Raw genomic sequence first — 25,054 nt, forward strand, 5'->3', positions numbered from 1 at the left:
GCACCACCCGTGGCCCGGGACCTCACGCGACTTTTCTATTTTGCGGTGCAAAGTGAGCGCCCGGATGCATGTCAGTCCACGATGAAGAGCGTGGCGCCGGTCGCGGTCGAGGACCGGTGCGCGGGGTCGCCGAAATCCGAGACCTGGTAGCTCATGCCCGCCGTGAGCTTGAATTTGCGCCCGTCACGCAGCTCGCTGTCGAGCTCGCCCTTCAGCACGTAGAGCACGTGGCCGCGATCGCACCAATGGTCGGCCCGGTAGCCCGGCGAATACTCCACCATCCGCACCCGGAGATCGCCGATATTGAGCGTGCGCCAAAACGCCTGCCCGCTCTCACCGGGATGCGTGGTCGCCTCGACCTTGCTCCAGTCGGTGACGGTGAAGGGGGAGGTGGGGAGTTTCATGGGGGAGTCCTGGATCAGTGTGGCAGTGTCGGTTTAGCGCACGCTGCCGCCCCAGTCTCCGTCATTGCGAGCGCAGCGACTTGTCCGCCGAAGCCTTGGCGAAGGCGGAAGCAATCCAGTGATGCATCCGCGGAAGCAGTCTGGATTGCTTCGTCGCAAGGGCTCCTTGCAATGACGGCGTAGAGGCAGCGTGCTCTCGCCTCACTCTCGCTGTCGTCGCCCGGCTTGACCGGGCGATCCAGTATTCCAGACGCCGCGGCGTACTGGATTCCCCGCTTTCGCGGGGAACGACAGCGGTGAGTGCGGCTGCACCGTTCACTCCGCCAGATGATTGGCCGATCCCTGCACGATCAGCCCCGCATCGTTCACCCGCAGATATTCGCAGATCTTCTTCCCCCGCTCGTTGGCGTAAAACACCACGACGCTGTCGGGGCTGACGAACAGATCGATCAGTGAGAAGTGCAGCTCCGGCAACAGCCCAAGCGCCTTGCCCCAATAAGCCCGAAGCGCGTCCTTGCCGCGCACGGTGCCGCTGGCATCGAACCCCAGCATTGGGATGCGGTCCGAGGTCATCACGGCGGCCTCATCATAGAGCGCGAGCACGCGCTCGAGGTCGCGCGCGTTCCAGGCCTCGACCCAGGTCCGGCCGAGCGCGGTGAGCGTTGATGGCTGGTGGTGCTGTGGCATGACGTTCTCCCTGATCGGCCCCTGTTTGAGTAGCGGGGCATATTAGGTCAATAATACTTACCCATATCCCTTTGTCCATGCCCAAAGAAGCATGTGGGCGCGCCGCCACCGCGGTTGCGGCTCGCGCGCTGCCAGCGTATTTGCTGGCCATGACAGCAGCACAGAACGACCGCTCCGCGTCGACGCCCTCGGTGGCCTCGGCGCACGACAAGATTCTCATCGTCGACTTCGGCAGCCAGGTGACGCAGCTGATCGCGCGTCGGGTGCGCGAGGACGGCGTCTATTGCGAGATCGTCCCGTTCAACAAGGCCGAAGCCGCCTTCGACGAGATGAAGCCCAAGGCGGTGATCCTCTCCGGCGGCCCTGAATCGGTGCATGAGGCCGGCTCGCCCCGCGCTCCCCAGGCGATCTTCGATTCCGGCGTGCCCGTGATGGGCATCTGCTACGGCCAGATGACCATGGCGGCCCAACTCGGCGGCGAGGTCGAGGGCGGCCATCACCGCGAATTCGGCCGCGCCGATGTCGAGGTCAAGGCGCCGAGTAAGCTGTTCGAGGACGTCTGGTCGCCGGGCGGCAAGAACCAGGTCTGGATGAGCCACGGCGACCGCATCACGAAGATGCCGCCGGGCTTCTCCGTCGCCGGCACCTCGCCGAACGCGCCGTTCGCGATCATCCAGGACGAGAAGCGCAAATATTACGGCCTGATGTTCCACCCCGAAGTGGTGCACACGCCCGATGGCGCCAAACTGATCCGCAACTTCGTGCGCAAGATCGCAGGCCTGTCCGGCGACTGGACCATGCGCGCCTTCCGCGAGGAGGAGATCGCCAAGATCCGCGCCCAGGTCGGCAAGGGCAAGGTGATCTGCGGCCTGTCCGGCGGCGTCGATTCAGCGGTCGCGGCCGTCTTGATTCACGAGGCCATCGGCGACCAGCTCACCTGCGTCTTCGTCGATCACGGCCTCTTGCGCCTCGACGAAGCCAAGACGGTGGTCGACCTGTTCCGCCACCACTACAACATCCCGCTCGTGCACGTGGATGCCTCGAAGCAATTTCTCGGCGAGCTCGAAGGCGTCACCGATCCCGAAACCAAGCGCAAGACCATCGGCCGCCTCTTCATCGAAGTGTTCGAGCAGGAGGCGAAGAAGATCGGCGGCGCCGACTTCCTCGCGCAGGGCACGCTCTATCCTGATGTGATCGAGAGCGTCTCCTTCACCGGCGGACCTTCCGTCACCATCAAGTCGCACCACAATGTCGGCGGTCTGCCTGAGCGCATGAACATGAAGCTCGTCGAGCCGCTGCGCGAGCTGTTCAAGGACGAGGTGCGCAAGCTCGGCTACGAGCTCGGCCTGCCCGAAATCTTCGTCGGCCGCCACCCGTTCCCGGGCCCGGGCCTCGCCATCCGCTGCCCCGGCGACATCACCCGCGACAAGCTCGACATCCTGCGCAAGGCCGACGCCGTCTACATCGACCAGATCCGCAAGCACGGCCTCTACGACGACATCTGGCAGGCCTTCGCCGTGCTGCTTCCGGTGAAGACCGTCGGCGTCATGGGCGACGGCCGCACCTATGATTATGTGGTCGGCCTGCGCGCCGTCACCTCCACCGACGGCATGACCGCGGACTTCTACCAGTTCGACATGAAGTTCCTGGGCGAGACCGCCACGCGCATCATCAACGAGGTGAAGGGCGTGAACCGGGTGGTGTACGACGTGACGAGCAAGCCGCCGGGGACGATTGAGTGGGAGTAGCGCGGCGCCTGCTATAGCGCAGTCTAGCGTAGTCTTGGTCGTGTTGTCCCTTTGGCGTTAGAGCTCTGCTGAAGTCGTGAGCCTGACTTAATCGCCGTCGAGGTCAGGAATCCACCGCGTTTAGGCCGACAGAGTACTGTGGCGTGCTTGATCGTATGGAAGGGTTGGGCGTCCAAAGCTCCAGCTCCGAGCACCTGCAGGTAAGGCAAAGCAGACAGATTGTTTGCAGATCACCGCTCCGCCCAACCTCGTTACAATATCTCGTGTTTTTGTGCGCCTCGACGAAAGCTACGGTTGGAAACCACGGTCTCACGCTTCCTTCGCGCGCAAACATTCATTACTTCCTCTGAAAGGAAAGAGAGGATTCATCAGTATGCATCCGGCGTAGGCCGCAGGCTGAATTAGTCGCTGTCCGATCAGAACGACGGCGCCGCGAGACCCAGCGCGCTCGCAGAGACGGCCGAGGAGTCCACCCATCGCCGGATCGTGCCATCGTACACATCGGCACCGTAGAGCGAACCGTCGGGCCCCTTCTGGATGTCGACGATGCCTGACAGGCCCGAATCGATCAACGCGACATTGGTGACCTGTCGGCTCGCGTTCAATGTGGCAGCGTAGATATTTCCATTGAGGACATCGTCGAAGATCATGGTGTTCTGATTGTAGAAATCTCCCGCGGTGATCGCGGCGGCATTGTCCGGAGCGCCGTGGCTGCGCGACAAGATGGGAAATACGGCAGGTGGGTCCGACGCATTGTTGCGGTTCCCATTGTTGTAGAAGGTGATCGCCTGCGAAAGGTTTTGGTAGCTGGCGGTCGGGCCCGGGCCTTCCAGGTAAGGCCACCCGAAATTTGACCCTGCCGGGCCGGTATTGATCTCTTCCCAGGTACTCCAACCCACATCTCCGAGCACGGGCAGGTTGGTGATTGGGTCGAAGCTGAAGCGGTAAGCATTGCGGACACCGTAATCGAACACTTTCGACTGGTTGCTGTTTGGATCGGTGGCCTGGTAGTAGGGGTTGCCGGGCACTCCCTCGCCCGTGGTCGGATCGATGCGCAACAGCTTGCCCGAGAGATTGTGGATGTCCTGAACTCGTACAGCGCGAGGATCGGCGAAGTTATATGACGAGCCGTCGCCCACGGTGACGTAGAGGTAGCCATCGGGGCCAAAATGAACGGCGCCGATGGAATGCGAATCGCCATCCGTCGCGAGATAATCGCGAATGTTCTGATTCTGTATCCCTGCCCGGTCCGGATCGTTGTCCTGTAATCCAGCCTCGATCTGGCTGGCGGGAGCCGTGATCGTAGTGCCATTGACGATGCCGGAAGGCGGGATGGTGGGATCGCCGTTGCTGTTTACGTCGGGACGGCTCGTATAGGTCCAGATGCTGTTCTTGCCCAACAGCACGACCTCGCTCGCGGGATCGGCGATCATGGTGGAAGGATTGACCGTCACCCTCACCAGTCGAGAAGGGCGGTTGCCGTCCTGATCGGGTGCCGCCGCACCCGTCTTGCCCGCCGTCTCGGGCGGATCGTAAGTGTAGAGCAGGTAAACGTAGGGGCTGGCTGCGAAATTCGGGTTGATCGCGATTCCCAGCAGTCCGCGATCACCGGCCGTATTTATCCTGGTGGAAAGGTCGATGAGCGGCGTCGGCCGCAGTGTGCCGTTATCCACCACGCGCACCACACCGCCCTTCTGCGCAACCAGCATATAGCGGCCGTCGGGAGTCCAATCGATCGCCGTTGGCTCGCTCAACCCCGTCACTGCAGTCTGGCGCACCAAACTGCCGAGATTGAGATTGTCATTATCGAGGATGCTCACGGTGGTGGTCGCCTGGGCGCCAAGAGCCGCACCCGTTGGATTGCTCAGGGTGACGGTGAAGTTCTCGTCGGTTTCCGGGAAGGTATCGTTGATGATCGGGACCGAGATGGTCTGGGTGACCTGACCAGCGGCGAAGGTGATGGTGCCTGATGAAGCCGCGTAGTCGGCTCCCGAGAGCGCGCTGCCGTTGCTGGTCGCGAAGACGATCGTGGCGGGTTGATCGATACTGCCGCTGCGCAGCAGCGTGAGGATCGCTGACGCTGTGTTTTCACTAACGCTCAAGGCCGCGTCCGCCATGGAGATGGTGGAGGGCGAATCGTTATCGACAATGGTCACGAGCACCGTACGAGGGACTCCGAGGGAGCCGGAACCAGGATTCTGAAGGCCGACGGCGAATGTTTCGCTGCCCTCGACGAGATCATCGTTCACGATCGGGATCGTGAAGCTCTTGCTGCTTTCGCCAGGTCCGAAGACGACCTGGCCCGTGTTCACTCGACCGTTGAACGCGGGTTGGATGAAGTCCAATCCAGCCTGCGCCGACCCATTACCGCCGATCTCATTCGTCGTATACTCTACAGTCGCTTGAGATTGCAGATCGCCGGAGCGTACGACGGTGATGATTGCCGTGCCGGCCGCTTCGCTGACGTAGATCGTTGCATTGTTGGCCAACGAGGTGATGGAGCCTGGCACGAACACGACGTCCCGGAAATAGTTCTCGTTTTGATAGACGAGGGTCGGGAAGGCGCCCTTGGTCTCGTTGTAGACGCCGGCGCCGACCGGTGCGCTCAGCCCGCCGTTGGTGATGGGTGATGCGAAGCCCTGCGACGTCAGGGCGTAGTAGCTGTTGGTGTTGACGGAGACCACATAGGTCGTGCCGGCGGTGATGGTCAGCGGCGCGGCGAGCGCCTGCTGCTGCCAGCCCGATCCGCCTTCGTTCGTGAACGTCACCGTCGCCAGTTGCTGGCCGGTGGCCGACCAGATGTACCCGGTATGCGTGCCGGTCTCGCTAGGGGACTTGTAGTAGCGGATCGCCTGGATCTGTCCGGGATTGCTGCTGGTGAAGCGCACCCCGAGCTCCCAATCCACCCCCGGCCCATCGGTGAAGTTCGGTTGAGAAGGCGTCTGGGTGGTGAAGAGACTCGTGGGGCCGGAATTCAGCGCCGCAACCGGTGCCGTTGCCGCGCTCGTCACGTTCTCGTTCCCGCCTAACGGGTCGACGTAGGCGGCAGTGACCCTTATCCGCTTGCCGACGAGGCTGCTGTCGAGCGTGAGGCTCGATCCGGTGACGGCGAGATTGGTCCAGATGTTGCCGTCAGGACTGCTCTGCCAAGTATAGCTGATTGTCGCCGGCGCGCCGTCGGGATCGGTGACGCTGGCCGTCAGAACCTGGTTCTGGGTCGCCGTGCCGTTGATCGCGACGTTGCCGACGTCGTTGACGTTGGTCACCGCCGTGGCGGTCGCGGGGCTCGACGGAGTCTCGCTGCTGCCCTGGAGGTCCGTATACGTGGCGGTGACACGCACGAAGTTGCCGACCTGGAGCTGCCCAAGGACCAGCGTGCCCGCCGTCGCGCCGCTGATGTTGGTCCAGCTGCTGCCGTTCGTACTCTGCTGCCACTGATAGGCGATGATGGCCGGCACGCCGTCCGCATCGCTCACCGCCGCCGTCAACGTCTGGTTCTGCGTGGGCGTCCCGCTGACGCTCACTGCGCCCGGGTGATTGTTGGGGGTTGACGACCCTGGCACGAACACGACGTCCCGGAAATAGTTCTCGTTTTGATAGACGAGGGTCGGGAAGGCGCCCTTGGTCTCGTTGTAGACGCCGGCGCCGACCGGTGCGCTCAGCCCGCCATTGGTGATGGGTGATGCGAAGCCCTGCGACGTCAGGGCGTAGTAGCTGTTGGTGTTGACGGAGACCACATAGGTCGTGCCGGCGGTGATGGTCAGCGGCGCGGCGAGCGCCTGCTGCTGCCAGCCCGATCCGCCTTCGTTCGTGAACGTCACCGTCGCCAGTTGCTGGCCGGTGGCCGACCAGATGTACCCGGTATGCGTGCCGGTCTCGCTAGGGGACTTGTAGTAGCGGATCGCCTGGATCTGTCCGGGATTGCTGCTGGTGAAGCGCACCCCGAGCTCCCAATCCACCCCCGGCCCATCGGTGAAGTTCGGTTGAGAAGGCGTCTGGGTGGTGAAGAGACTCGTGGGGCCGGAATTCAGCGCCGCAACCGGTGCCGTTGCCGCGCTCGTCACGTTCTCGTTCCCGCCTAACGGGTCGACGTAGGCGGCAGTGACCCTTATCCGCTTGCCGACGAGGCTGCTGTCGAGCGTGAGGCTCGATCCGGTGACGGCGAGATTGGTCCAGATGTTGCCGTCAGGACTGCTCTGCCAAGTACAGCTGATTGTCGCCGGCGCGCCGTCGGGATCGGTGACGCTGGCCGTCAGAACCTGGTTCTGGGTCGCCGTGCCGTTGATCGCGACGTTGCCGACGTCGTTGACGTTGGTCACCGCCGTGGCGGTCGCGGGGCTCGACGGAGTCTCGCTGCTGCCCTGGAGGTCCGTATACGTGGCGGTGACACGCACGAAGTTGCCGACCTGGAGCTGCCCAAGGACCAGCGTGCCCGCCGTCGCGCCGCTGATGTTGGTCCAGCTGCTGCCGTTCGTACTCTGCTGCCACTGATAGGCGATGATGGCCGGCACGCCGTCCGTATCGCTCACCGCCGCCGTCAACGTCTGGTTCTGCGTGGGCGTCCCGCTGACGCTCACTGCGCCCGGGTGATTGTTGGCGGTCACGACCAGCGGCGTGGCTGCGCTCGTGCGGCCGGTTTCCACTCCGCCGAGCTGGTCGGTATAGCTGGCGATCACCCGCACTTGCCGACCGACCTGGGCGGACTGCAGCACCAATGTGACGCCGGTGGCATTCGCGATGTTGCTCCAAGTGCCATTGATAAGTTGCTGCCAGCGGTACGTTATGGAAGCGTTCGCATATCCGTCGGGATCGGTGATGTTAGCCTGTAAGGTCTGGCCTGGGACCGGCGTCCCCGTTATCGCCACGACGCCGACATCGTTGACGTTTGTGACCGCCGTCGTCGCCGTGCTGGCGACCTGCTCAACGTTGCCTGCAACGTCATTGTAGCTGACGACGGCGCGGACCTGTTTCGAAACCTGCGTTTGTCTAAGCGTCAGCGCCTTAGCAGTTGCACCGGCGATATTGCTCCATGTGGCGCCGCCATCCGAGCTCTGCTGCCACTGGTAGCCAATGAGAGTCCCCGACGGGAGACCGTCGACATCGGTCACGTTTGCAGCGAGGACCTGGTTCTGGGTCGGAGTGCCACTCAAAGACACGATGCCGATATCGTTGCCGGCAGGATTGGTCGCGACGATCAGGGGAGTGGCGGAACTCGTCCGATTGGACTCAGACCCGCCCAGTTGGTCCGTGTAGGTTACGCGAACCCGCACCTGCCGGCCGGCTTGCGCGGCTTGCAGCGTATAGGTCGCCCCTGTCGCTTGCGAAATGTTGCTCCAGTTTCCGTTGATCAGCTGCTGCCAACGATAACTGATCGCCACGTTCGCCAATCCGTCCAGATCGGTGACGCTCGCTGCCAGCGTTTGCCCCTGAACCGCCGTGCCAACGATGCTCGCTACGCCCACATCATTGACGTTGCCGACGGACGCGGTGGCAGGGCTGAAGTCTTGCTCGGCGTTTCCCGCCGCATCCGTGTAGCTCACGCCAGCCCGGACGAGCCTGCCGACATATGCCTGCTGCAAAATCAGGGAGCTTGTGGTTGCCCCCGCAATGTCGGTCCAAGTCGCGCCATTGTCGGCGGACTGCTGCCACTGGTAAGCGATGAGTGCGCCCACCGCGACGCCATCGACATCCGTGACGTTTGCTGCCAAAGCTTGATTCTGAGTTGATGTACCGCTGAGAGAAACGACGCCTGCCGCCATAACGCTCTCCCGCACTATCAATTCTTTAACCGAACAAGTTAGCTCCGTTCTGCGCAATGTGTAAAGTGAGCGGGATGTGCCCCAAATTGCTGTGCGACAGCAGTCCTGACGAAAGATGCCGCTTGCTGAATACACCTGGTGAATTCAAGCGGCGATCCGGTTTGTGTCACTCATGATTGTTGTGAATGCTTTGGATTTTCCAACGTCGCGACTGCGGCTCTACCACGCGGCCATATGATTGGCCACGCTCGTCGAACGCATTGCGATGAGACCCGCACGATGATTGGTTGCGCGACATGAAGTCGCACCTACGCAACCTGCCGATATGACCAGGGGAGGACCGGTACGACCCGTCCGGCTCAATTCGTTTTTATAACTCAGCATCAAGCGGGAAAGAGCGATACTGGAACGGACGGGCAGGCAGCAAAACCGTGGCGCCAACCGATCGTGGTCGAGTAGCTCGGCCATTCTGCTTTGCCCTCACAGATCCGGGCGGGCGGTTTTCCCGCACCCGGCCTCAGTGTCTCTCGTGCCTGAAGACAATGGTGGGTCAGCCACAACGCCCACGGCGCCTATATGGCGCGCGGCGTTCACGGCCAGGGCATCTACATCGATCCCAGGTGCGAGATGGTGATCGCGCGCTACGCCTCGCATCCCATGGCGGGCAACGCCGCCAACGATCCCGTGACGCTGCCGGCCTACATGGCGCTGGCGAAGGCGCTGATGGGGGGCGGGTAGGGTTTCGAAACGCGACCTCGCGCCTTACCCTCGCTGTCATCGCCCGACTTGATCGGGCGATCCAGTATTCCAGAGGCGATCGTGATGAGCCGAGGGGCCGCGGCGTACTGGGTCGCCCGGTCGAGCCGGACGACGACAGTGTGCCCAAACCGCAAGATCGGTCGAGCCCCGCCAGCGACGCCCATCTCGTGCGCTCGCGCTTCACTCACGCGCCTCCTTCCAATGCGGATAGGTGACGTAAGCGGTGACCGCGCCTTGCTCGTGCGAGCGGATGGTGACCGTTTCGCCCTTCGGCATGTAGACGATCTCGCCGGGACCTGCGGTGACGGTGTTGCCGCTACTCGTGACCGAGAGCTTTCCTTCCAGGACCAGCATGACGTCGTCGACGGTGAGCTTTTCGTCCAGGCTCTGGTTCGGCGCGTAGCGGCCGAAGCCGATCGTGACCGGGCCGCCGTGGCGCTGGTCGATGACATTGGCGGCGAAGATCTCGCCATCCTGTCCCGGCGAGCGTTCGAACGATGCGTCGGCGATGGCGATTTTGCGAACTTCCATGAAAGCCCTCCGTCTGGCCAGGCGGGGTGGGGACGGATAGACGCCTGAGCGGGTGTTTTGTTCACGCCGCGAGGCGGTTTGACGCAGCAACGCGTCTGAATATTAGAATTGACTTATATTAGTGTTAGCCGATATTCATCCTTGCGCCAACGATAATGAGGAACGCAATGCAGATCGATGTCGCCAGGGTCCTGGGGCTTGTGACGCGCTCGGTGAAGAACTTCGAGAAAGACGGGAAACCTGCGAGCGCAGTGACATTGACGCGGCTCTACGACACCAGCGTCGAGGATCTCTGGGACGCCGTGACCAGCAGCGAGCGCATTCCGCGCTGGTTCTTGCCGGTCGAGGGAGACCTCCAGCTTGGCGGGAGGTACCAGCTCAAGGGCAATGCGGGCGGCACCATCACGGCGTGCACGCCGCCGACGCATTTTGCGGCAACATGGGAATTCGGCGGCGCGATCAGCTGGATCGACGTCGGGCTGGCAGCAGAACGCAGCCAGGCGCGTTTGACGCTTGAGCACACCGCGATCATCGAGGATCATTGGAATCAGTTCGGCCCGGGTGCGGTGGGGATCGGTTGGGACCTCGCTCTTGCGGGACTGGAGCGATATGTTGCGACGGGAGCATCGGTCGACCACGAGACGGCCGAGGCTTGGATGGGCTCGCCGGAGGGCAAGGACTTCATGACGACCAGCGGCGAGTCTTGGCGGGCGGCGCACGTCGCGAGCGGGGTCGATCCTGATGCGGCCAAGCAGCGCTCGGACCGCACCATCGCATTCTATCGCGGCGAGATGCCGCCCGACATCGCTCATCCCGGCACAGGAAGCTGATGCACGTCTTCGAGGTCCTCGCCGATCCCGTGCGCCGCCGCATCCTCGAACTGCTCGGCCAAAACGAAATGGCGTCCGGCGAGGTGGTCGAGGTGATCGGGGCCGAGTTCGGGATCACCCAGGCGGCGGTCTCGCAGCACCTCAAGGTGTTGCGAGAGAGCGGCTTTGCCAACGTTCGGGCGGAGGCGCAAAGGCGCCTTTATTCGGTCGACGTTGCCGGGCTTCGCGCGGTGGATTCGTGGATCGGGCAGTTCCGGAATTTCTGGGAGCCCAAGCTGGACGCGCTGGCAACCGAGATCGCGCGCGGCAAGCGCGAGCGTCGCAACGCCCCCATCACCAAGCGGAGCGGGAAGAGGGCTTGATGAAATTGCGAACTTGGCCGTGAGGGAGCGAGGTTACGCGGGATGCAGAGCCGGCTCGCAATACTCAATCAGCAATTCGGTGAGGACCCGTATCTTCCGTGCGGGATGCTGGCCCGGCGGGCGGACCACATAGGCACCCGCCGGAGACGGGGGATATCGTGTCATGACCGGCACCAGCGCGCCGGAGGCTACGTATTCATGGGTGAGGCTGTCGGGAAGATAGGCGATCCCGAGTCCTGCCGTTGCAGCGAAAACGAGGGCTGTGCCGTTGTCGGCCTTGAAGCGACCCTGCGGGCGCACCGTGAGGAGCTTGTCGCCATCCATGAGTTGCCACACTTCGGTGCCCTGCATGAGGGCCTCATGGGAAACGAGTTCCTCCGGCGATTCGGGCGACCCATGGGCCTTGATGTAGTCCGGGCTCGCGACAAGCTTCCCATGTATGGGTCCAACGCGTCTTGCGATCAGATTGGAGTCCGGAAGATAGCCAAGCCGTATCGCGCAATCATATCCTTCAGCGATCAGATCAACGAAGCGATCGCTGTAACAGGTGTGGATCTGAAGATGGGGATGACGCCGCGCCATTTCCGCAAGGATGGGAGCGAAGTGGGTCGGGCCGAAAGTAAATGGCACCGCAACTCGCAAGCGTCCGCGCAACTCTCCGGCGGGTAGAACTGCCTCCCTCGCGGCATCGATCTCGGCGCAGACTCTGGCTGCATGGTCTCGAAACGTGACGCCGGCCTCCGTGAGCGCAGCCCCGCGGGTCGTTCTCGCAAGAAGTTGGACGCCAAGTTCCGCTTCAAGCCGGAGAAGCCGACGACTGACGATCGATTTGGCGACGCCCAGCCGGAGCGCGGCGGCCGAAATTCCCCCGGCGTCGGCGATTTCGACGAACGTCCTGATGTCTTCGATATCCAACTCGGCGTTCCTCATTCCGCGACACAGCGTGCCGCGGCACGACACTACCGTATCGCATTCGCGAACACCAATCTCGGTGCCGGGCTACGTCGCTGCTGGCGTACGTCTCGGAAAAACCAGTGCCGCTCACAACGGCAGTAAAGGATGCAACGATGACTTTTCGTAACGGCCTTGCTTCGCTTCTTCGTCCCGAAGACTCGGCGCTCGTTCTGATCGACCACCAGCCGTACCAGCTCGCGAACGTGAACAGCCACGAACCTCAGATGGTGATCAACAATACAACCGGTCTGGCCAAGGCCGCCAAGGCCTTCGGCGTCCCCACGATCCTGACCACCGTGGTCGCTGAGCGGGGTGGTCTCCTTTTCCCTCAGATCACGGACGTTTTCCCCGGCCAGGAAGTGTTTGACCGGACGTTCATCAACACCTGGGAGGATCGAAAGGTGGTGAACGCAGTCAAGGCAACGGGCCGCAAGCAGCTCGTCATTGCTGGCCTGTGGACCGAAATTTGCGTTGCGATGCCGGCGATTCAGGCTCTCGGCGAAGGCTGGGATGTAACTGTGATCACCGACGCCTCTGGCGCCGTTTCGGTGGAGGCCCACGAGGTCGCGATTCAGCGCATGATCGCGGCGGGCGCGAATATGATGACCTGGCTGGCGCTGGCGGCCGAATGGCAGCGCGACTGGGCTCGGACCGATCAAGCTGCCGCGCTGACGGAGGTGATCACCCAGCATGCCGGCGGGAGCGGCATCGCGTATCTGTGGGAGCAGCAGCTGCTCAACACGCCTGTCCCCGGCAAGGCCCGATGATCTGAGCGTGTGAAGGGTCCGATCGCCTCGCTCTGAAAGAGCAGTTGCATTTGGAAAGCTCGTCACACCCTCCCAAAGAAAACACATGGGTTGCCAGCGGCCGCGCGAAAGCGCAGGCCGCTGGCGTAGCCCATCCGTCTTGCTCCGGCGCGGGCGGATGGCGGATGCGCTTCGCTGATTCCCTTAAGGTCGCGACATCTTCTCGTACTTCTTCACCAGCCGCTCGCGCTTGAGCCGTGACAGCCGCTGGATCCAGAACATGCCGTCGAGCTGGTCGATCTCGTGCTGGTGACACACGGCGCGCAAGGCGTCCGACTCCTCGGTGCGCGTGTTGCCGTCTAGATCGTGATAGCTGATGCGCACGCGCGCGTGGCGCTGCACCTCGTCGTTGACCCCGGGCATCGAGACGCTGCCTTCGCGGTGCATGATCATCTCGGGTGAGGCCCATTCAATGACCGGGTTGACGTAGGTGAGGGGGCCCTCCTTGGCGTCGAGCTCGAGCACGACGACGCGCAAGGGGACGCCGATATGCGGCGCGGTGATGCCGATCCCGGGCGCGGCGCGCATCGTCTCCAGCAGGTCCACCGCAAGCTCGCGCAAGTCGTCGTCGAACGCGGTGACGGGGCGGGCCGGCAACGCGAGCCGGCGGTCGGGGTATCGGACGATGGGGCGAATGGTCATGCAGGCTCCTAGCATTCACGGATCATTGAAGCATCCCTTCTTGACGAACCTACCAACTGGAAGGTAGCTAGCGTGCATGAGCAACGTTTCCTCGACCGCCGACGACATCCTGGCCTGCGCACGCTCGCTGATCATTGCCGGCGGCTATAACGGGTTTAGTTATGCCGACATCGCCGACGTGGTCGGCATTCGCAAGCCGAGCATCCACCATCATTTCGCCAGCAAGGTCGACCTGGTCCGCACCCTGGTGTCGCGCTATCGCGAGGAGGCGCAGGCGGGACTGGCGGCACTCGAGCGCAACATCCCGGATCCGCGCGACCAGCTCGAAAACTATGTCGCCTATTGGGAGGCATGCATCACGGACGCGACCGCACCCTTCTGCGTCTGCGCGCTGCTTGCCAGCGAGCTTCCGATCCTCCCCGAAGAGGTGGCGCTGGAGGTCCGCGCGCATTTCCGTTTCCTGGCGTCGTGGCTGACATCGGTGCTGGAGCGCGGCAAGCGGAAGGGACGGCTGCATCTTTCCAGCACTGCTAAGGTCGAGGCCGAAGGATTCATGGCGACCGTTCACGGCGCGATGCTGTCGGCGCGCGCCTATGGCGATCCCAGGACGTTCGGGACCATCACCCGGCCGCTGCTCGATCGGCTCTCCACCAGACACTGAAGGACAAGGCGCGACCCAGGGCGCGAGGACGCCTGCGTCGACTTTTGCATTACGATCTACCAACTAGTAGGTAAGGAGAAGACAATGAGAAATCGTGAGATCACTTCGGACATCGCCGATCATGCGCAATGGCTGAAGCAGTATTATTTCCTGCGGGCCGCGTTTTCCGTCGCCTGGGTCATTGCGGCCTTTGGGATCGCGCCGTCGGCGGTCGTCGCTGCAACACTGCTGGTCGCGTATCCGGCATGGGACGCCGCGGCCAATTATCACGACGCGCTCTGCAGCGGCGGATTGAACCAGAATCGCACGCAGGGCCTGAACGTGCTGGTCAGCCTTGCGACCACCATCGCGGTCGTGCTGGCCTTGCAGGTGAGCATGAACTGGGTGCTCGGAATCTTCGGGGCGTGGGCAATCCTGTCCGGGTTGCTCCAGCTCGGCACGGCGGTGCGGCGCTGGAAGCTTTTCGGTGCACAATGGGCCATGGTGCTCAGCGGCGGCCAGTCGGCACTGGCAGGTGGCTTCTTCATCTTCCAGGCCACCATGCCTGCGGCTCCGTCGATCGCGAACGTCGCGGGCTATGCTGCGGTCGGCGCGCTCTATTTCCTGGTCTCGGCGGTCTGGCTCACGGTCAGCACGTGGCGCCGCAGCGCAGCCGGCGAGCCTTGATCGCGGACGTCACGCAACAGTGAACTGGATTGGCGGGATGACGCCGCGACGCTCGCGTTTTGCCCGACGAGTCAAATCGTGGTTGTTATCGCGGGCCGCCGGAGGCTCATCTCGTCCGCCCGTTAAGTCCTTGATCGCGCAGAGGCCGGCTACTGTGCATGGGGTTGTTTTCGCGATTTGCGTTGGCCGGGTCTGCAAAAACTTGCCTGGCCTTGTCGGCCACCGCAGTTCCCATTCGTCTTCCAGTCAGACAAGATCATCTCGGGAGACCAAAATGACTCAATCCCCCTATCGCTGGGTGATCGTCGCCGCCGGAGGCCTGCTCGGCTGCGTCGCCATCGGCGGCATGTTTTCCCTGCCGGTGTTCCTGCAGCCGATCGCCAAGGACACCGGCTGGTCGGTGACGGGCATTTCCAGCGCGATGACGATCGGCTTTCTGGCGATGGCGTTCACGAGCATGGTCTGGGGCACACTGTCGGACCGGTTCGGGCCGCTGCCGGTGGTGCTGACGGGATCGGCCGTGCTGTCGCTCAGCCTGTTCGCCGCGAGCCATGCGACCTCGCTTCTAGCGTTCCAGGTCGTGTTCGGCCTTCTGACCGGCGCGTCCTGCGCGGCGATCTTCGCGCCGATGATGGCAGCCGTCACCGGCTGGTTCGAGACTCAGCGCAGTCTCGCCGTGTCGCTGGTGTCGGCCGGCATGGGCATGGCGCCGATGACGATGGCGCCGCTCGCGGCCTGGCTCGTCTCCGGCCACGACTGGCGCACCTCGATGCAGATCATGGCGCTGGTGGTCGGCGCCATCATGATCCCGATCTCGTTCCTGGTGCGCCGTCCGCCGGCGCTGGTGCAGGCTGCGGCCGCGCCGATGGGCGCGGGGGCCGGGCAGAGCGAGATGTCGAGAGGCGAGGCGCTACGCTCGCCGCAATTCCTGATCCTGCTCGCGACCAATTTCTTCTGCTGCGCCACCCATTCCGGTCCGATCATCCACACCGTCAGCTATGCGATCAGCTGCGGCATTCCGCTGGTCGCGGCGGTGACGATCTACAGCATCGAGGGGTTTGCCGGCCTCGGCGGACGCATCGCCTTCGGCCTGATGGGTGACCGGTTCGGCGCCAAGCGCGTACTGGTCTCGGGCCTGCTGCTCCAGGCGTTCGGTGCGCTCGCTTATGTCTTCGCGCATCAGCTCGCAACATTCTACGCCGTCGGGGCCGTCTTCGGCTTCATCTATGCCGGCACAATGCCGCTCTACGCCGTTCTCATTCGCGAAAACTTTCCGCTGCGCATGATGGGCACGGTGATCGGCGGCACCGCGATGGCCGGCAGCCTCGGCATGGCCACCGGCCCGCTTGCCGGCGGACTGATCTACGATGCGTTCTCCAGCTACGCCTGGCTCTACATTGCCTCGTGGGCGATGGGCCTGGGCGCGTTCCTGATGGCGATGACATTCCGCCCCTTCGCGAAGCCGCAAGGGCAAGCGGCACCCGTCGCGGCGTGAAGTCGAGATCGAGGCGCAGCGTCAGAGTTGCGCCTCGATCGTCGCCTTGTCGATCACTGACCAGACCTGCCGGACCTTTCCATCCTGGAACGCGTAGAACACGTGCTCGGCGAAGGACACGCGCTTCCCGTTGACGGCAAGTCCCAGGAACGACCCGACCGGCGTGCAATCGAACTTCAGTCGCGCAGCGATCCCCGGCGGATCCGACATCATCAGCTCGATGTCAAAGCGCAGGTCCGGAATGTCGCGAAAATCCTGCTCCAGCATCGCGCGATAGCCTGACAGGCCGAGCGGCCGGGCGTTGTGAGCAACCTCGTTATGCACGTATTGTCCGAGTGCCGCCCAGTCCTGCCGGTTCAGGCAGGCGATGTAGCTGCGGTAGGTGTCGGCGAGACCGTCTGTGGACATATCGAAGCTCCCTGCGGCTTCGATCCTAACGCACTGACATCGCGAACCGGTCCACCTCACAGCCGCTTTTCAAAGAACAGGTCCGGGTAGGGGTCGTCGTTGTAGCGCGAAATCTCGCGCCAACCCGTGGTGCGGTAGAGTTGGCCGGCTTCGGGCAGGGCGCTGTTGGTATCGAGCCGCAGCAGCGTGATGCCGAGCTTGCGCGCAGCATCCTCGGTTGCGTCCATCAGGCGCCGGCCGAGCCGCAATCCGCGCGCGGCGGGTGCGACCCAGAGACGCTTGATCTCGGCGTAGCCGTGATCGGTGCCCTTCAAGCCGACGCAGCCGATCGGCAGCGTGTCCGACATCGCAACGATGAAGGTGCCGCGCGGCCGGCGCATGTCCTTGGCGTCGGGGTCGCGCGACAGCGAGACGTCGAAGCCCTGCTTGAAGCGGCGGCCGAGCTCGGCATAGTACTCGCCGAGGCAGTGACGCGCTTCCTCGCATCGCGGATCCATCTCGTCGAGCGCAATTCGCTCGCGCGTAAGGGTGGAGGCGATCAGGTCCATCGCCGCCAGCAGCGCCTCGCGTTGTGAATGTTGCGCGAGGAAGCCGTCGGCCTGCGCATTGGACAGCGCCTCATAGGCCGCGAACTCGCGCCGCCCCGCACGCGTCAACGTTGCGACCCGGCGGCGGGCATCGTCCTCATGCGCGGCGGTCTCGATCAGCCCTTCGTCCTCGAGGCTGCGGAGCAGCCGGCTCATCAGCCCGGAATCGAGTCCGAGGTAATCGCGGATCTCCGCTACGTCCGAGCGCCCATGTCCGATCGCATTGAGCACCCGCGCCGCGCCCAGCGGCCGCCCGCGTCCAAGGAACGAGGTATCGAGTGCACCGACTGCAGAGGTGACGGCGCGATTGAAGCGGCGGACGCGGGAGACGGGATCGAGCATGATGTCTGACTTTAGTCAGATATCCTCGTCTGTCAATCGCGCGAGAGCCGATCGAGCAGAATGCCTACGTCTCCGGCCGGATCAGCTTGATGTCCTGGTCGGCGGCCCAACCGGCGACGTCTTCTCGCTTCAGCGCGGTCGCCATCAGGTCCGGGAATTGATCCGGCGTGCAGGCGAAGACGGGGATACCCAGATTTGCGACCTTGGCGGACAGCGCGGGATTGTAGGAGGGGTGGCCGGTGTCTGTCAGCGCCAGCAGCACGATCACGTTGATCCCGCGCGTTGCGAGCCGCGCCAGCCGGTCGACCAGCTCATCCGCATTGCCGCCCTCATAGAGGTCGGTGATCAGGATCAGATGCGCTCTCGCCGGCCGTTCGATGCGCTCCTCGCAATAAGCGACGGCGCGATTGATGTCGGTGCCGCCGCCAAGCTGGACGCCGAACAGCACCTCAACGGGATCGGCGAGCTCCTCGGTCAGGTCTACGATCGCGGTGTCGAAACAGACGAGCTTGGTCGCGACCACCGGCAGCGAGGCCATCACCGCCGCGAAGATCGAGGCATAGACGACGGAGGTCGCCATCGACCCCGACTGGTCGACGCACAGGATCACCTCGTCGAGATCGACAATGCGCCGCTGCTGGCGCAGGAATCCGATCAGCCGTTCGGGCACCACGGTGCGATGCTCCGGCTGGTAATGGCGCAGATTGGCCTTGATGGTGCGCGGCCAGTCGATGTCGGCAAAGCGCGGACGGTTGGTGCGCAGCGAGCGGTTCAGGGCGCCGCGGACCGCATCCGCCGTGCGCCGCTCGAGCCGCTCCATCAGCTCGGCCACCACCTTGACGATCACGATGCGCGCGGTGTCCTTGGTCTTCTCCGGCATCACGCCGCGGAGCGCGACCAGGTCGGCGATCAGGCTCACATCCGCCTCGACCGTAGCAAGGAATTCGGGCTCGATCAGCATCTGGCGCAAGCCCTTGCGCTCGAAGGCGTCCTTCTGGATCACCTGCACCACCGGCGCGGGGAAGAACTCCCTGATATCACCCAGCCATTTTGCAACGCGCGGCGCCGAGCCGCCGAGCCCGCCGCGGCCCTTCTTCGGTGCGTCGTCGCCGTCGCCATAGAGCGCCGTCAGCGCCTCGGACATGCGGCGGTCGCTGGCGGACAGGCCAGGGCTGCTTTCGGCGCCTTCGGCGTCGACGCCGAGGGCGAGCGTCCAGCGGCGGCTGCGTTCGTCGGCCTCGCTCATCGCGCCGCTCCCGATTTGAGGAGCTCGAGCACGCGGGCCTGATGCTCCGGCCAGATCTCTCCTGCGCCTGCAATCAGACGGTAGCCCTTCGCGCCATCGCTGCCCCGCGCGAACAGCGCGTCCATCAATCGCCGGCGCTCGGTGCGGTCCAGCGCCGTGAAGACGCGACGGAACAGTGGCAGGCTGGCAGTGAAGGCGTCCCCGTCCAGCGTCATCAACCAGGCGTCGACCGCGCCGCGCAGCGTCGCATCGTGGATCAGGCGCTGGCCGGCGCCCTCGAAAAAGCCTTCGAAGAAGCCGGCCGCTTCTGCGACCGGCGTGCCGGGCGAGAGCATCCGTGTCAGCAGGTCCGCCGCATGATCGGCGGTCAAAAGCTCGGCCTCGTAGAGCAGCCGCGCCGCGGTGCCGGCGATCAGCCGGGTCGCCTGAACGTCGTCCATCAGCGCGCTCAGCGCATTGCGCCAACTCGCCACGATATCGGTCTCGATCTGAGCGAGCTGAATCGCGGCGTCGGCTGCGAGGAGCGCACTGCGCAGCTTGGCCGCCGCGGGCCCGTCCAGATTGCGCGCAGCATAGGGCAGGGCGAGGGCCGCCTGCACCACGATGCGCGGCATCAGCGCCGCCAGATGCTCGACCGTGCCGGTGCGGGCCTCGCCATAGCGCAGGATGTCGGCCATCGGCGGCAGTGCGGCCAGGAGTGATGGACCGTCGCTCGTCAGCGCCGCCTTGGTTTCCAGCGCATCAATACCGAACTCGGTGGCGCGAGACAGGTCGGCGATCATGGCGTTGCGCACCAGGCTCGCGAGTGGACCAAGCTCGGCTTCCTTGCCCATCGCTTCGATCAGGCGCCCGCCGGCGGCTTCCGAGATGGTCGATCCGTACAGGAGATTTTCCACGAGCCTGACCGCGAATTCCGGCTCCCAGCGCAGCTGCCAATTCTCGCGAAACGTCCCGCGGCTGCGGCCGGCATCCATCAGCCGTCCCCAGGGCACATCGAGCGCGTTCAGCCGATGCAGCAGCGTCGAGCGCATCAAGCCGCTTTCGCTGCGCAGATCGAGTGTCAGCGGCCGCTCGAGTGCCTCCGGCTTGAGCCGCGTCGCTTTCTGCTGCCGCTGGAGATCTTCGAGCAGCGGCGCGAGCGGTGTCGACGCCGGGATTGCGCCGACACCCGCGCCGATCAGGAGCTCGGCCGAAATGTCGTCCCACATCGCGCGCTCGCCGTTGCACAGACAGGCGATCGCCGCCTCGCGCAGCTCTGCGAAACCCGGCGCGGGGCGGCCGCGCAACGCCGCGAGTGCCGTGCCCAGGCGCTGGGCCTCGATCACCGATGCGGTCGATACGAAGTGGCCGCGATCGCGCAGCACGCGTGTTACCTTGGCGAGCCACTCGGCGGCGCGATCACGCTCGCGCGTGTCCCAGACATGTGCACACCATCCCGGAGCCACCACGCCTGCGCCATAGCCGCTGGCGCGCGACAGGCGCGGCGCCGTCCACGGCGCCCAGGTCGCCTTGATCTTCGTCTTCGGCCGGCCCTTGAGCAATTCGCGATCGGCGGCAAGGCTGCGGCGCTCGGTGAGCGCCGGCACGTGCCAGGCGCCGCAGACGACCGCGACAGGGCCATCGCATTCCTTTGCCGCCTTCGCGATCTCGATCCGCATATGCGCTTCGCGCGCCGCCTCGCGGGCCGATAGCGATTTTTCGTCCGCGCGCAGCGCCGTCATCGCATCGGCGACGGCCGCGAAGATCGGGCCCGTTGCGGGATTCTCCTCGATGACGTCGGACCACCAGGATTCGCCATCGTCATAGCCGGCGGCAGTGGCGAGCGCGCCGATCGGATCGTGGCTGACCGGATCGGCGTCGGCCCTCGCTGCAATTTCCTCCGCGATGTCGGCGGCGGAGGTGCCCAGCCGGTCGGATGCCGGCAGGTCGATGAAGCGCAACATCGCGCCGTGGCGCGCCGCCCAGCGTGCGGCCTGGTATTCCGGCGAATAGTCGGCAAAGGGAAAGAAGCTGGCGTTTGCCGGATCGTCCTCGGCATAGGTGAGCAGCGCCACCGGCGTCACCATATCTGGGTCGGCGAGCATCGGCAGCAGCTCGGATGCGTCCGCCGGGCCCTCGATCAACACCGCGACCGGCTTCAGCGCGTCGAGCGCCTCCACCAGCCGCCGGGCGGAGCCGGGGCCGTGATGCCGGATGCCGAAGAGGGAGACCTGGCCTGCCATCGGGGCCCGTCTGTCAGATCAAGTCGGTCAGCGAAGCATAATAGCCCTCGAAGCCGCGCCGCTTCTTCAGCACGGTCTCGAGATATTCGCCGAGCACGGCCGTGTCCTGCACCGGATCCTTCACGACCGCGCCGATCATGTTGCTGGCGAGCGTTTCCGGCGTCAGCTTGCCGTCGTTGAAGAAGGTCGCCTGGCTGATGCCGCCGATCATCACCGCGATCGCTTCGGCCGTCGACAGCCCGCCCGAGGGCGACTTCAACGCGACCTTGCCGTCCTCGGTCGAGCCCGAGCGCAACTCGCGGAAGATCGAGACCACCCGCGCCACCTCGTCGGCGACGTTCTTCGGCGCCGGCAGGTCGAGGTTCTGCGCCATCTCGCCCACGCGCTTGACGATGATTGCCACTTCCTCCTCGGCGCTGTCGGGCAGGGGCAGCACGACGACGTTGAAGCGGCGCTTGAGCGCGGAGGACAGTTCGTTGACGCCCTTGTCGCGGTTGTTGGCGGTCGCGATGATGTTGAAGCCGCGCTGGGCGTAGACGGCGGTGTTGAGCTCGGGGATCGGCATCATCTTTTCGGACAGCACGGTGATCAGCGTGTCCTGCACGTCGCTGCCCATCCGCGTCAGCTCCTCGAAGCGGCAGAGCTTGCCACCCTCCATCGCGCGCATCAGCGGCGTAGGAACCAGGGCTTCGCGGCGCGGTCCGTGCGCGAGCAATTGGGCATAGTTCCAGCCGTAGCGGACCTGGTTCTCGTCAGTCCCCGCGGTGCATTGGATCACAAGCGTGGAGTCGCCGGTGATGCCGGCGGCAAGATGCTCGGAGACCCAGGATTTGGCTGTGCCGGGCACGCCGAGCAGCAACAATGCGCGATCGGTCGCAAGCGTCGCAACCGCGGTCTCGATCAGCCGTCGGTCGCCGACATATTTCGGTGTGATCACCGTGCCGTCGGTCGCCTTGCCGCCCAAGAGATAAGTCACGACCTGCCGCGGCGCGAGCGCCCAGCCCGGCGGGCGAGGCTGATCGCCCGCCGCCAGCGCTTTCAACTCCGCCGCATAACTCTCCTCGGCGGGCAGACGCAGTTTTTCGCTCATGGTTTCGCTCCCTTGTCGTCCAACGCGGCGTTGAGCCGCAGCATGTCGAGGCGCGGGTCGCCTTGCAGCAGCCCCGCGCCGGCCAGACGTTCGAGCGCGCCGCGCGCTCCCTCGCGCGAGACGATCAGGCCCAGCGCATGAAGGTCTTCTGCATTGTCGGAGGGCTTTGCATCGTCGCGCTGGAGTGCGGCAAGCAGCGCCTTGCCTGGCGGCGCGGACAGCGGATCCCGAAGTCGCGCCGCCGTTCCCGCGATCAGCTGCGCCAGCTCGAAACGGATGTCGCGTGCGTTCAAGGCCGCCTCGGCGTGCCTTGCACGCTCGGCAGGCGCCAGCCGTTCAGCCAACGATATGATGAGACCGGGCGCATCGCGTTCGTTGACGGCGTCTGCCGCTTGGGTGACCTGCGCATCGGTTCCGGTCGCCACGATCAAATCGACCAGCGCCGCATCGGCGGCCCGGTCTGCGTTCCAGTCCCACGCGGCAATCAGCTCCTGCGGCGCAAGGCCGAGCGCGCCGGCAAATGAGCCGAGGTCGGCGCCATCGAACAGCGCCTTTCGGCGCAGCGATTGCGCCGGTGTCTTGAGTGGTTCGGCCTGGACGACCCGCGAGCGGCGCAATAACCCCTTGGTCTTCACCGCGAAAAATCCCGCGAGCTCTGTTGTGTCTTCGCCGGGGGCAGAACCACGGCCGAGACGAGCGAGCAGCGAGGTCGCAAGCGCCTTGACCCTGGGAGCGCGATCGTTCGCCGCGATGGTTTCGAGGAAGGTGAGATCGTCGTCGGAGAGACGTTCCGACAGCAGCGACAACAGGCGCCATCGTATGTCGGCGTTCTCGCCCGCAAGTCTTGCCTCCAGCACCCCGCGCGCCACGGACGGATCGCGGCGCCTGAGCTCGATCAACGCCGCTTTGCGCGCCGCCGGCCAGTAATCGTCCCAATTCTCAGCGGTGAGGCGGTCGTCCGTCTGCCGCCGTGACGCGCTGTTGGACCCTGCGATCGCCGCCCAGTCGCGCCACTTCGCGTAGACGTCGGGCGCATCATCGTCAGCGGCTTCGGGCATCCAATCGGCGGGATGCGTCGTCCAGCCACGTGCTGCGAGGAAGTGGACGAGATCGGTCTTGACCTTGACCTGCTTCTTGGCGGAAAGGATGCGCCGCACGAGCGGGCGCAGGGTCGCGGGCACCGTCGGCAGCGCGAGCGCGGGAATGTCGGGGAGGACTCGAAGCGCCGCGGCCGGCTCCGTTGTCACCGCAGTGCCGAGAAACTGGCCCGCAAGTGCAAGCAGCCGCAACTCGGCTTCGGCGGGATCGTCGCCAAGCTCGGCGCGCCAGAACGCGGCTGCGGGCGCGGCCGCCGAGCCCATGGTCCAGCGGGTGAGCACCGCACCCATTGCGTCGTAGATCGTTTCGGCCTTGATCACGTCACTCATGGCTGCCGATCCGCCCCCAAGGGGATTGTGCGGCCAGGATCGTGAGCCGGTTGCCCGACCAGATGGCGGCTGCGCGCGTGAGCTCAGTGCCGCACAGCAGACCGTCAACTTCGGAGGCGACCGGCAGCGTCGCCTTGCCATCGTCTGATCGCCACCACGTCTGCCCGGCATCGTCGCGCGCGATCCGCCCCTGCGGCAGCAGCAGCGGGGTCTCGATCGCCCAGGGCTCCGCGAGCAGGGGGCGCGTCAGTGCGTCGCTGAGTGCGGTGTCTGGAGCTGGCCATTCCAGGGCAGGGGTCTCCCCGCTCGCATCGCGCCGCACCAGCAAGGCCCGCAGCGGCTGCTGCGATGGATAGAAAATGAGGTCGGCTTGGAATCTCTCGCCGGGCGTGAAGACCGAGCCGCGCCGCCCGGCGCTTGCCGGGAAGAAGTCGAGCAGCATCGCAAAGCGTGGACCGGTCGCGGCGAGATTGAGCAGCCAGGTCGTCTGCGACACCAGTCCGTCGCGGCGTGTTTGGACCTGCTCGGCCAGCACCTCCCAGCGCGCATCGACCCGCAGCGCCTGCGGGTCCGCGAGCACAACTTCACGCGTTTCCGATGCGGCGACGGCGCGCCTGATCTCGGCGTCGCGCGGCGTGGCGCGGAAGGCGCGCGCGAGCAGGACCAGCTTGCCGAGCTCGACGACGGCGCCGCGCGGCCGATCGCCCGCGGCCAGCGCGAGCAGGCGGGACGGCAGTTCGTCGATCCGGCCGGCTAGCACCGCGGCCTTGCCGTCGACCAGCCGCGCCGCGATCCGCCGGCACCGCGCCGTTGCATCGTCGATGAAGCCCGCCAGCCCCATGCGCAGCTGATCGCCGATCCATTGCTCGAGCGCATCGAGTGCGTCGAGAATGGCGCGTTCGGTGTCCTCGCTGCGCTTGGCCGCCTGGGCCTCGCGCCGCGCCACATCCTTCGGATCCTCGGCGACCTCAAGCTCGCCGGCGCGTGCGGCACGTAAATCCTTCTCGCCCGTGGACGGCGCGCTGCTTGCAGGCTTTGCGGCCGACGTGCCCCGCCGGCGCCCCAGCCAATCGCTGACCCAGGCCGGCGTGTCTGCTGGCACGAACGGCACGACCGCTTCCGCATTCAGCCACAACAGGCCGAGCACATGCTTGCAGGGGAATTTGCGCGAGGGGCAGGTGCATTTGTTGCCGAGGTCGCGCAAATCGGCCATCACGCGATAGGGATTGGCGCCGGAGCCCGCGCATTCGCCCCAGATCAGTGCGCCGTCCTGGCTTGCGCCGACGCCGGACCATTTGGCGAGCTTGGCAAGGCCGGCCGCCGCCTTGAGCGAGGATTGATCGGTCGCGAGTTGCTCGACCGCTTTCAGATCAATCGCCACGCCGACATCCCAAATCGAATCCAGGGCCGGCAGTATATCGGGGAAGG

20 protein-coding genes and 1 pseudogene are annotated in these 25,054 nt (G+C 64.8%); 8 read left to right on the plus strand and 13 right to left on the minus strand.

Annotation, left to right across the window (positions count from 1 at the left end):
- Nucleotides 1–71: 71 nt before the first annotated feature.
- Both IVB26_RS18335 and IVB26_RS18340 read right to left on the minus strand, forming a co-directional pair.
- Nucleotides 72–404 carry a DHCW motif cupin fold protein gene (locus IVB26_RS18335; protein WP_247972929.1) on the minus strand — a complete coding sequence of 111 codons (333 nt, stop codon included), beginning with the start codon at nucleotides 402–404 and terminating at the stop codon, nucleotides 72–74.
- Between the two features lie 315 nt (nucleotides 405–719).
- Nucleotides 720–1,091 (minus strand): nuclear transport factor 2 family protein, encoded by a 372-nt coding sequence (locus tag IVB26_RS18340; protein ID WP_247972930.1) that lies wholly within the window; start codon nucleotides 1,089–1,091, stop codon nucleotides 720–722.
- 149 nt (nucleotides 1,092–1,240) lie between these two features.
- On the opposite strand from IVB26_RS18340, the gene guaA reads away from it, so the two are divergent.
- Entirely contained in the window at nucleotides 1,241–2,839 is a 1,599-nt protein-coding gene (guaA, locus tag IVB26_RS18345) for a glutamine-hydrolyzing GMP synthase (protein ID WP_247972931.1), read from the plus strand.
- Between the two features lie 416 nt (nucleotides 2,840–3,255).
- On the opposite strand, the gene IVB26_RS18350 is transcribed toward guaA, so the two are convergent.
- Nucleotides 3,256–8,598, minus strand: a complete 5,343-nt coding sequence (locus IVB26_RS18350) for a DUF4082 domain-containing protein (RefSeq protein ID WP_247972932.1) — start codon at nucleotides 8,596–8,598, stop codon at nucleotides 3,256–3,258.
- A 540-nt stretch (nucleotides 8,599–9,138) separates the two neighbouring features.
- On the opposite strand from IVB26_RS18350, the pseudogene IVB26_RS18355 reads away from it, so the two are divergent.
- Nucleotides 9,139–9,336 (plus strand): annotated as a pseudogene (locus IVB26_RS18355) (6-aminohexanoate hydrolase); the annotation flags it as partial.
- Between the two features lie 201 nt (nucleotides 9,337–9,537).
- Here the strand turns inward: IVB26_RS18355 and IVB26_RS18360 are convergent.
- On the minus strand, nucleotides 9,538–9,888 hold the full coding sequence (locus IVB26_RS18360) for a cupin domain-containing protein (protein ID WP_247972933.1): 351 nt from the start codon (nucleotides 9,886–9,888) through the stop codon (nucleotides 9,538–9,540).
- A 167-nt stretch (nucleotides 9,889–10,055) separates the two neighbouring features.
- On the opposite strand from IVB26_RS18360, the gene IVB26_RS18365 reads away from it, so the two are divergent.
- Both IVB26_RS18365 and IVB26_RS18370 read left to right on the plus strand, forming a co-directional pair.
- Nucleotides 10,056–10,718, plus strand: a complete 663-nt coding sequence (locus IVB26_RS18365; RefSeq protein ID WP_247972934.1) for an SRPBCC family protein — start codon at nucleotides 10,056–10,058, stop codon at nucleotides 10,716–10,718.
- Nucleotides 10,718–11,080, plus strand: coding sequence for an ArsR/SmtB family transcription factor (locus IVB26_RS18370; protein WP_247972935.1), 363 nt, complete (start codon nucleotides 10,718–10,720; stop codon nucleotides 11,078–11,080). The genes IVB26_RS18365 and IVB26_RS18370 overlap by 1 nt, the downstream gene beginning before the upstream one ends.
- A 33-nt stretch (nucleotides 11,081–11,113) precedes the next feature.
- Here the strand turns inward: IVB26_RS18370 and IVB26_RS18375 are convergent, their stop codons facing one another.
- A complete protein-coding gene (locus IVB26_RS18375) occupies nucleotides 11,114–11,995 on the minus strand; it encodes a LysR family transcriptional regulator (protein WP_247972936.1) in 882 nt (293 codons plus the stop codon).
- Between the two features lie 152 nt (nucleotides 11,996–12,147).
- Here IVB26_RS18375 and IVB26_RS18380 point away from each other — a divergent pair, with 152 nt between their 5' ends.
- On the plus strand, nucleotides 12,148–12,801 hold the full coding sequence (locus tag IVB26_RS18380; protein ID WP_247972937.1) for a hydrolase: 654 nt from the start codon (nucleotides 12,148–12,150) through the stop codon (nucleotides 12,799–12,801).
- Between the two features lie 183 nt (nucleotides 12,802–12,984).
- Here IVB26_RS18380 and IVB26_RS18385 read toward each other — a convergent pair whose 3' ends face one another.
- Entirely contained in the window at nucleotides 12,985–13,482 is a 498-nt protein-coding gene (locus IVB26_RS18385; protein ID WP_247972938.1) for a peptide deformylase, read from the minus strand.
- Between the two features lie 76 nt (nucleotides 13,483–13,558).
- Between IVB26_RS18385 and IVB26_RS18390 the strand changes: the two genes are divergently transcribed.
- The 3 genes from IVB26_RS18390 (at nucleotide 13,559) to IVB26_RS18400 (ending at nucleotide 16,304) form a co-directional block, all read left to right on the plus strand.
- A complete protein-coding gene (locus IVB26_RS18390) occupies nucleotides 13,559–14,143 on the plus strand; it encodes a TetR/AcrR family transcriptional regulator (RefSeq protein ID WP_247972939.1) in 585 nt (194 codons plus the stop codon).
- 84 nt (nucleotides 14,144–14,227) lie between these two features.
- The gene (locus tag IVB26_RS18395; RefSeq protein WP_247972940.1) at nucleotides 14,228–14,809 is read left to right on the plus strand and encodes a DUF308 domain-containing protein; all 582 of its coding nucleotides are present in this window, start codon (nucleotides 14,228–14,230) and stop codon (nucleotides 14,807–14,809) included.
- Between the two features lie 274 nt (nucleotides 14,810–15,083).
- Complete coding sequence (locus IVB26_RS18400) at nucleotides 15,084–16,304, plus strand: MFS transporter (RefSeq protein WP_247972941.1); 1,221 nt, start codon at nucleotides 15,084–15,086, stop codon at nucleotides 16,302–16,304.
- Nucleotides 16,305–16,325: 21 nt separating this feature from the next.
- Here IVB26_RS18400 and IVB26_RS18405 read toward each other — a convergent pair whose 3' ends face one another.
- The 7 genes from IVB26_RS18405 to IVB26_RS18435 all read right to left on the minus strand — a co-directional run bounded on the left by IVB26_RS18405 (nucleotide 16,326) and on the right by IVB26_RS18435 (nucleotide 25,007).
- Nucleotides 16,326–16,712 (minus strand): ester cyclase, encoded by a 387-nt coding sequence (locus IVB26_RS18405; RefSeq protein ID WP_247972942.1) that lies wholly within the window; start codon nucleotides 16,710–16,712, stop codon nucleotides 16,326–16,328.
- A 56-nt stretch (nucleotides 16,713–16,768) separates the two neighbouring features.
- A complete protein-coding gene (locus IVB26_RS18410; protein WP_247972943.1) occupies nucleotides 16,769–17,641 on the minus strand; it encodes a bifunctional helix-turn-helix transcriptional regulator/GNAT family N-acetyltransferase in 873 nt (290 codons plus the stop codon).
- Nucleotides 17,642–17,705: 64 nt separating this feature from the next.
- The gene (locus IVB26_RS18415) at nucleotides 17,706–18,887 is read right to left on the minus strand and encodes a VWA domain-containing protein (protein ID WP_247972944.1); all 1,182 of its coding nucleotides are present in this window, start codon (nucleotides 18,885–18,887) and stop codon (nucleotides 17,706–17,708) included.
- Nucleotides 18,884–21,109, minus strand: coding sequence for a DUF5682 family protein (locus tag IVB26_RS18420; protein ID WP_247972945.1), 2,226 nt, complete (start codon nucleotides 21,107–21,109; stop codon nucleotides 18,884–18,886). The genes IVB26_RS18415 and IVB26_RS18420 overlap by 4 nt, the downstream gene beginning before the upstream one ends.
- Nucleotides 21,110–21,122: 13 nt before the next feature.
- Nucleotides 21,123–22,199, minus strand: coding sequence for an ATP-binding protein (locus IVB26_RS18425; protein ID WP_247972946.1), 1,077 nt, complete (start codon nucleotides 22,197–22,199; stop codon nucleotides 21,123–21,125).
- Nucleotides 22,196–23,626, minus strand: coding sequence for a DUF5691 domain-containing protein (locus IVB26_RS18430; RefSeq protein WP_247972947.1), 1,431 nt, complete (start codon nucleotides 23,624–23,626; stop codon nucleotides 22,196–22,198). Before IVB26_RS18430 ends, IVB26_RS18425 begins: the two co-directional genes overlap by 4 nt.
- On the minus strand, nucleotides 23,619–25,007 hold the full coding sequence (locus IVB26_RS18435) for an SWIM zinc finger family protein (RefSeq protein WP_247972948.1): 1,389 nt from the start codon (nucleotides 25,005–25,007) through the stop codon (nucleotides 23,619–23,621). The genes IVB26_RS18430 and IVB26_RS18435 overlap by 8 nt, the downstream gene beginning before the upstream one ends.
- Between the last annotated feature and the right edge of the window lie 47 nt (nucleotides 25,008–25,054).

Source organism: Bradyrhizobium sp. 195 (assembly GCF_023101665.1).
Lineage (GTDB): Bacteria > Pseudomonadota > Alphaproteobacteria > Rhizobiales > Xanthobacteraceae > Bradyrhizobium.

Bases quoted from the DNA above. Each gene is read 5' to 3' on its own strand.
- IVB26_RS18430 (WP_247972947.1), bottom strand. From the start codon at position 23,626: ATGAGTGACGTGATCAAGGCCGAAACGATCTACGACGCAATGGGTGCG.
- IVB26_RS18395 (WP_247972940.1), top strand. From the start codon at position 14,228: ATGAGAAATCGTGAGATCACTTCGGACATCGCCGATCATGCGCAATGG.
- IVB26_RS18410 (WP_247972943.1), bottom strand. From the start codon at position 17,641: ATGCTCGATCCCGTCTCCCGCGTCCGCCGCTTCAATCGCGCCGTCACC.
- IVB26_RS18420 (WP_247972945.1), bottom strand. From the start codon at position 21,109: ATGGCAGGCCAGGTCTCCCTCTTCGGCATCCGGCATCACGGCCCCGGC.
- IVB26_RS18370 (WP_247972935.1), top strand. From the start codon at position 10,718: ATGCACGTCTTCGAGGTCCTCGCCGATCCCGTGCGCCGCCGCATCCTC.
- IVB26_RS18340 (WP_247972930.1), bottom strand. From the start codon at position 1,091: ATGCCACAGCACCACCAGCCATCAACGCTCACCGCGCTCGGCCGGACC.
- IVB26_RS18365 (WP_247972934.1), top strand. From the start codon at position 10,056: ATGCAGATCGATGTCGCCAGGGTCCTGGGGCTTGTGACGCGCTCGGTG.
- IVB26_RS18405 (WP_247972942.1), bottom strand. From the start codon at position 16,712: ATGTCCACAGACGGTCTCGCCGACACCTACCGCAGCTACATCGCCTGC.
- IVB26_RS18415 (WP_247972944.1), bottom strand. From the start codon at position 18,887: ATGAGCGAGGCCGACGAACGCAGCCGCCGCTGGACGCTCGCCCTCGGC.
- IVB26_RS18335 (WP_247972929.1), bottom strand. From the start codon at position 404: ATGAAACTCCCCACCTCCCCCTTCACCGTCACCGACTGGAGCAAGGTC.
- IVB26_RS18360 (WP_247972933.1), bottom strand. From the start codon at position 9,888: ATGGAAGTTCGCAAAATCGCCATCGCCGACGCATCGTTCGAACGCTCG.
- guaA (WP_247972931.1), top strand. From the start codon at position 1,241: ATGACAGCAGCACAGAACGACCGCTCCGCGTCGACGCCCTCGGTGGCC.
- IVB26_RS18425 (WP_247972946.1), bottom strand. From the start codon at position 22,199: ATGAGCGAAAAACTGCGTCTGCCCGCCGAGGAGAGTTATGCGGCGGAG.
- IVB26_RS18400 (WP_247972941.1), top strand. From the start codon at position 15,084: ATGACTCAATCCCCCTATCGCTGGGTGATCGTCGCCGCCGGAGGCCTG.
- IVB26_RS18350 (WP_247972932.1), bottom strand. From the start codon at position 8,598: ATGGCGGCAGGCGTCGTTTCTCTCAGCGGTACATCAACTCAGAATCAA.
- IVB26_RS18385 (WP_247972938.1), bottom strand. From the start codon at position 13,482: ATGACCATTCGCCCCATCGTCCGATACCCCGACCGCCGGCTCGCGTTG.
- IVB26_RS18390 (WP_247972939.1), top strand. From the start codon at position 13,559: ATGAGCAACGTTTCCTCGACCGCCGACGACATCCTGGCCTGCGCACGC.
- IVB26_RS18380 (WP_247972937.1), top strand. From the start codon at position 12,148: ATGACTTTTCGTAACGGCCTTGCTTCGCTTCTTCGTCCCGAAGACTCG.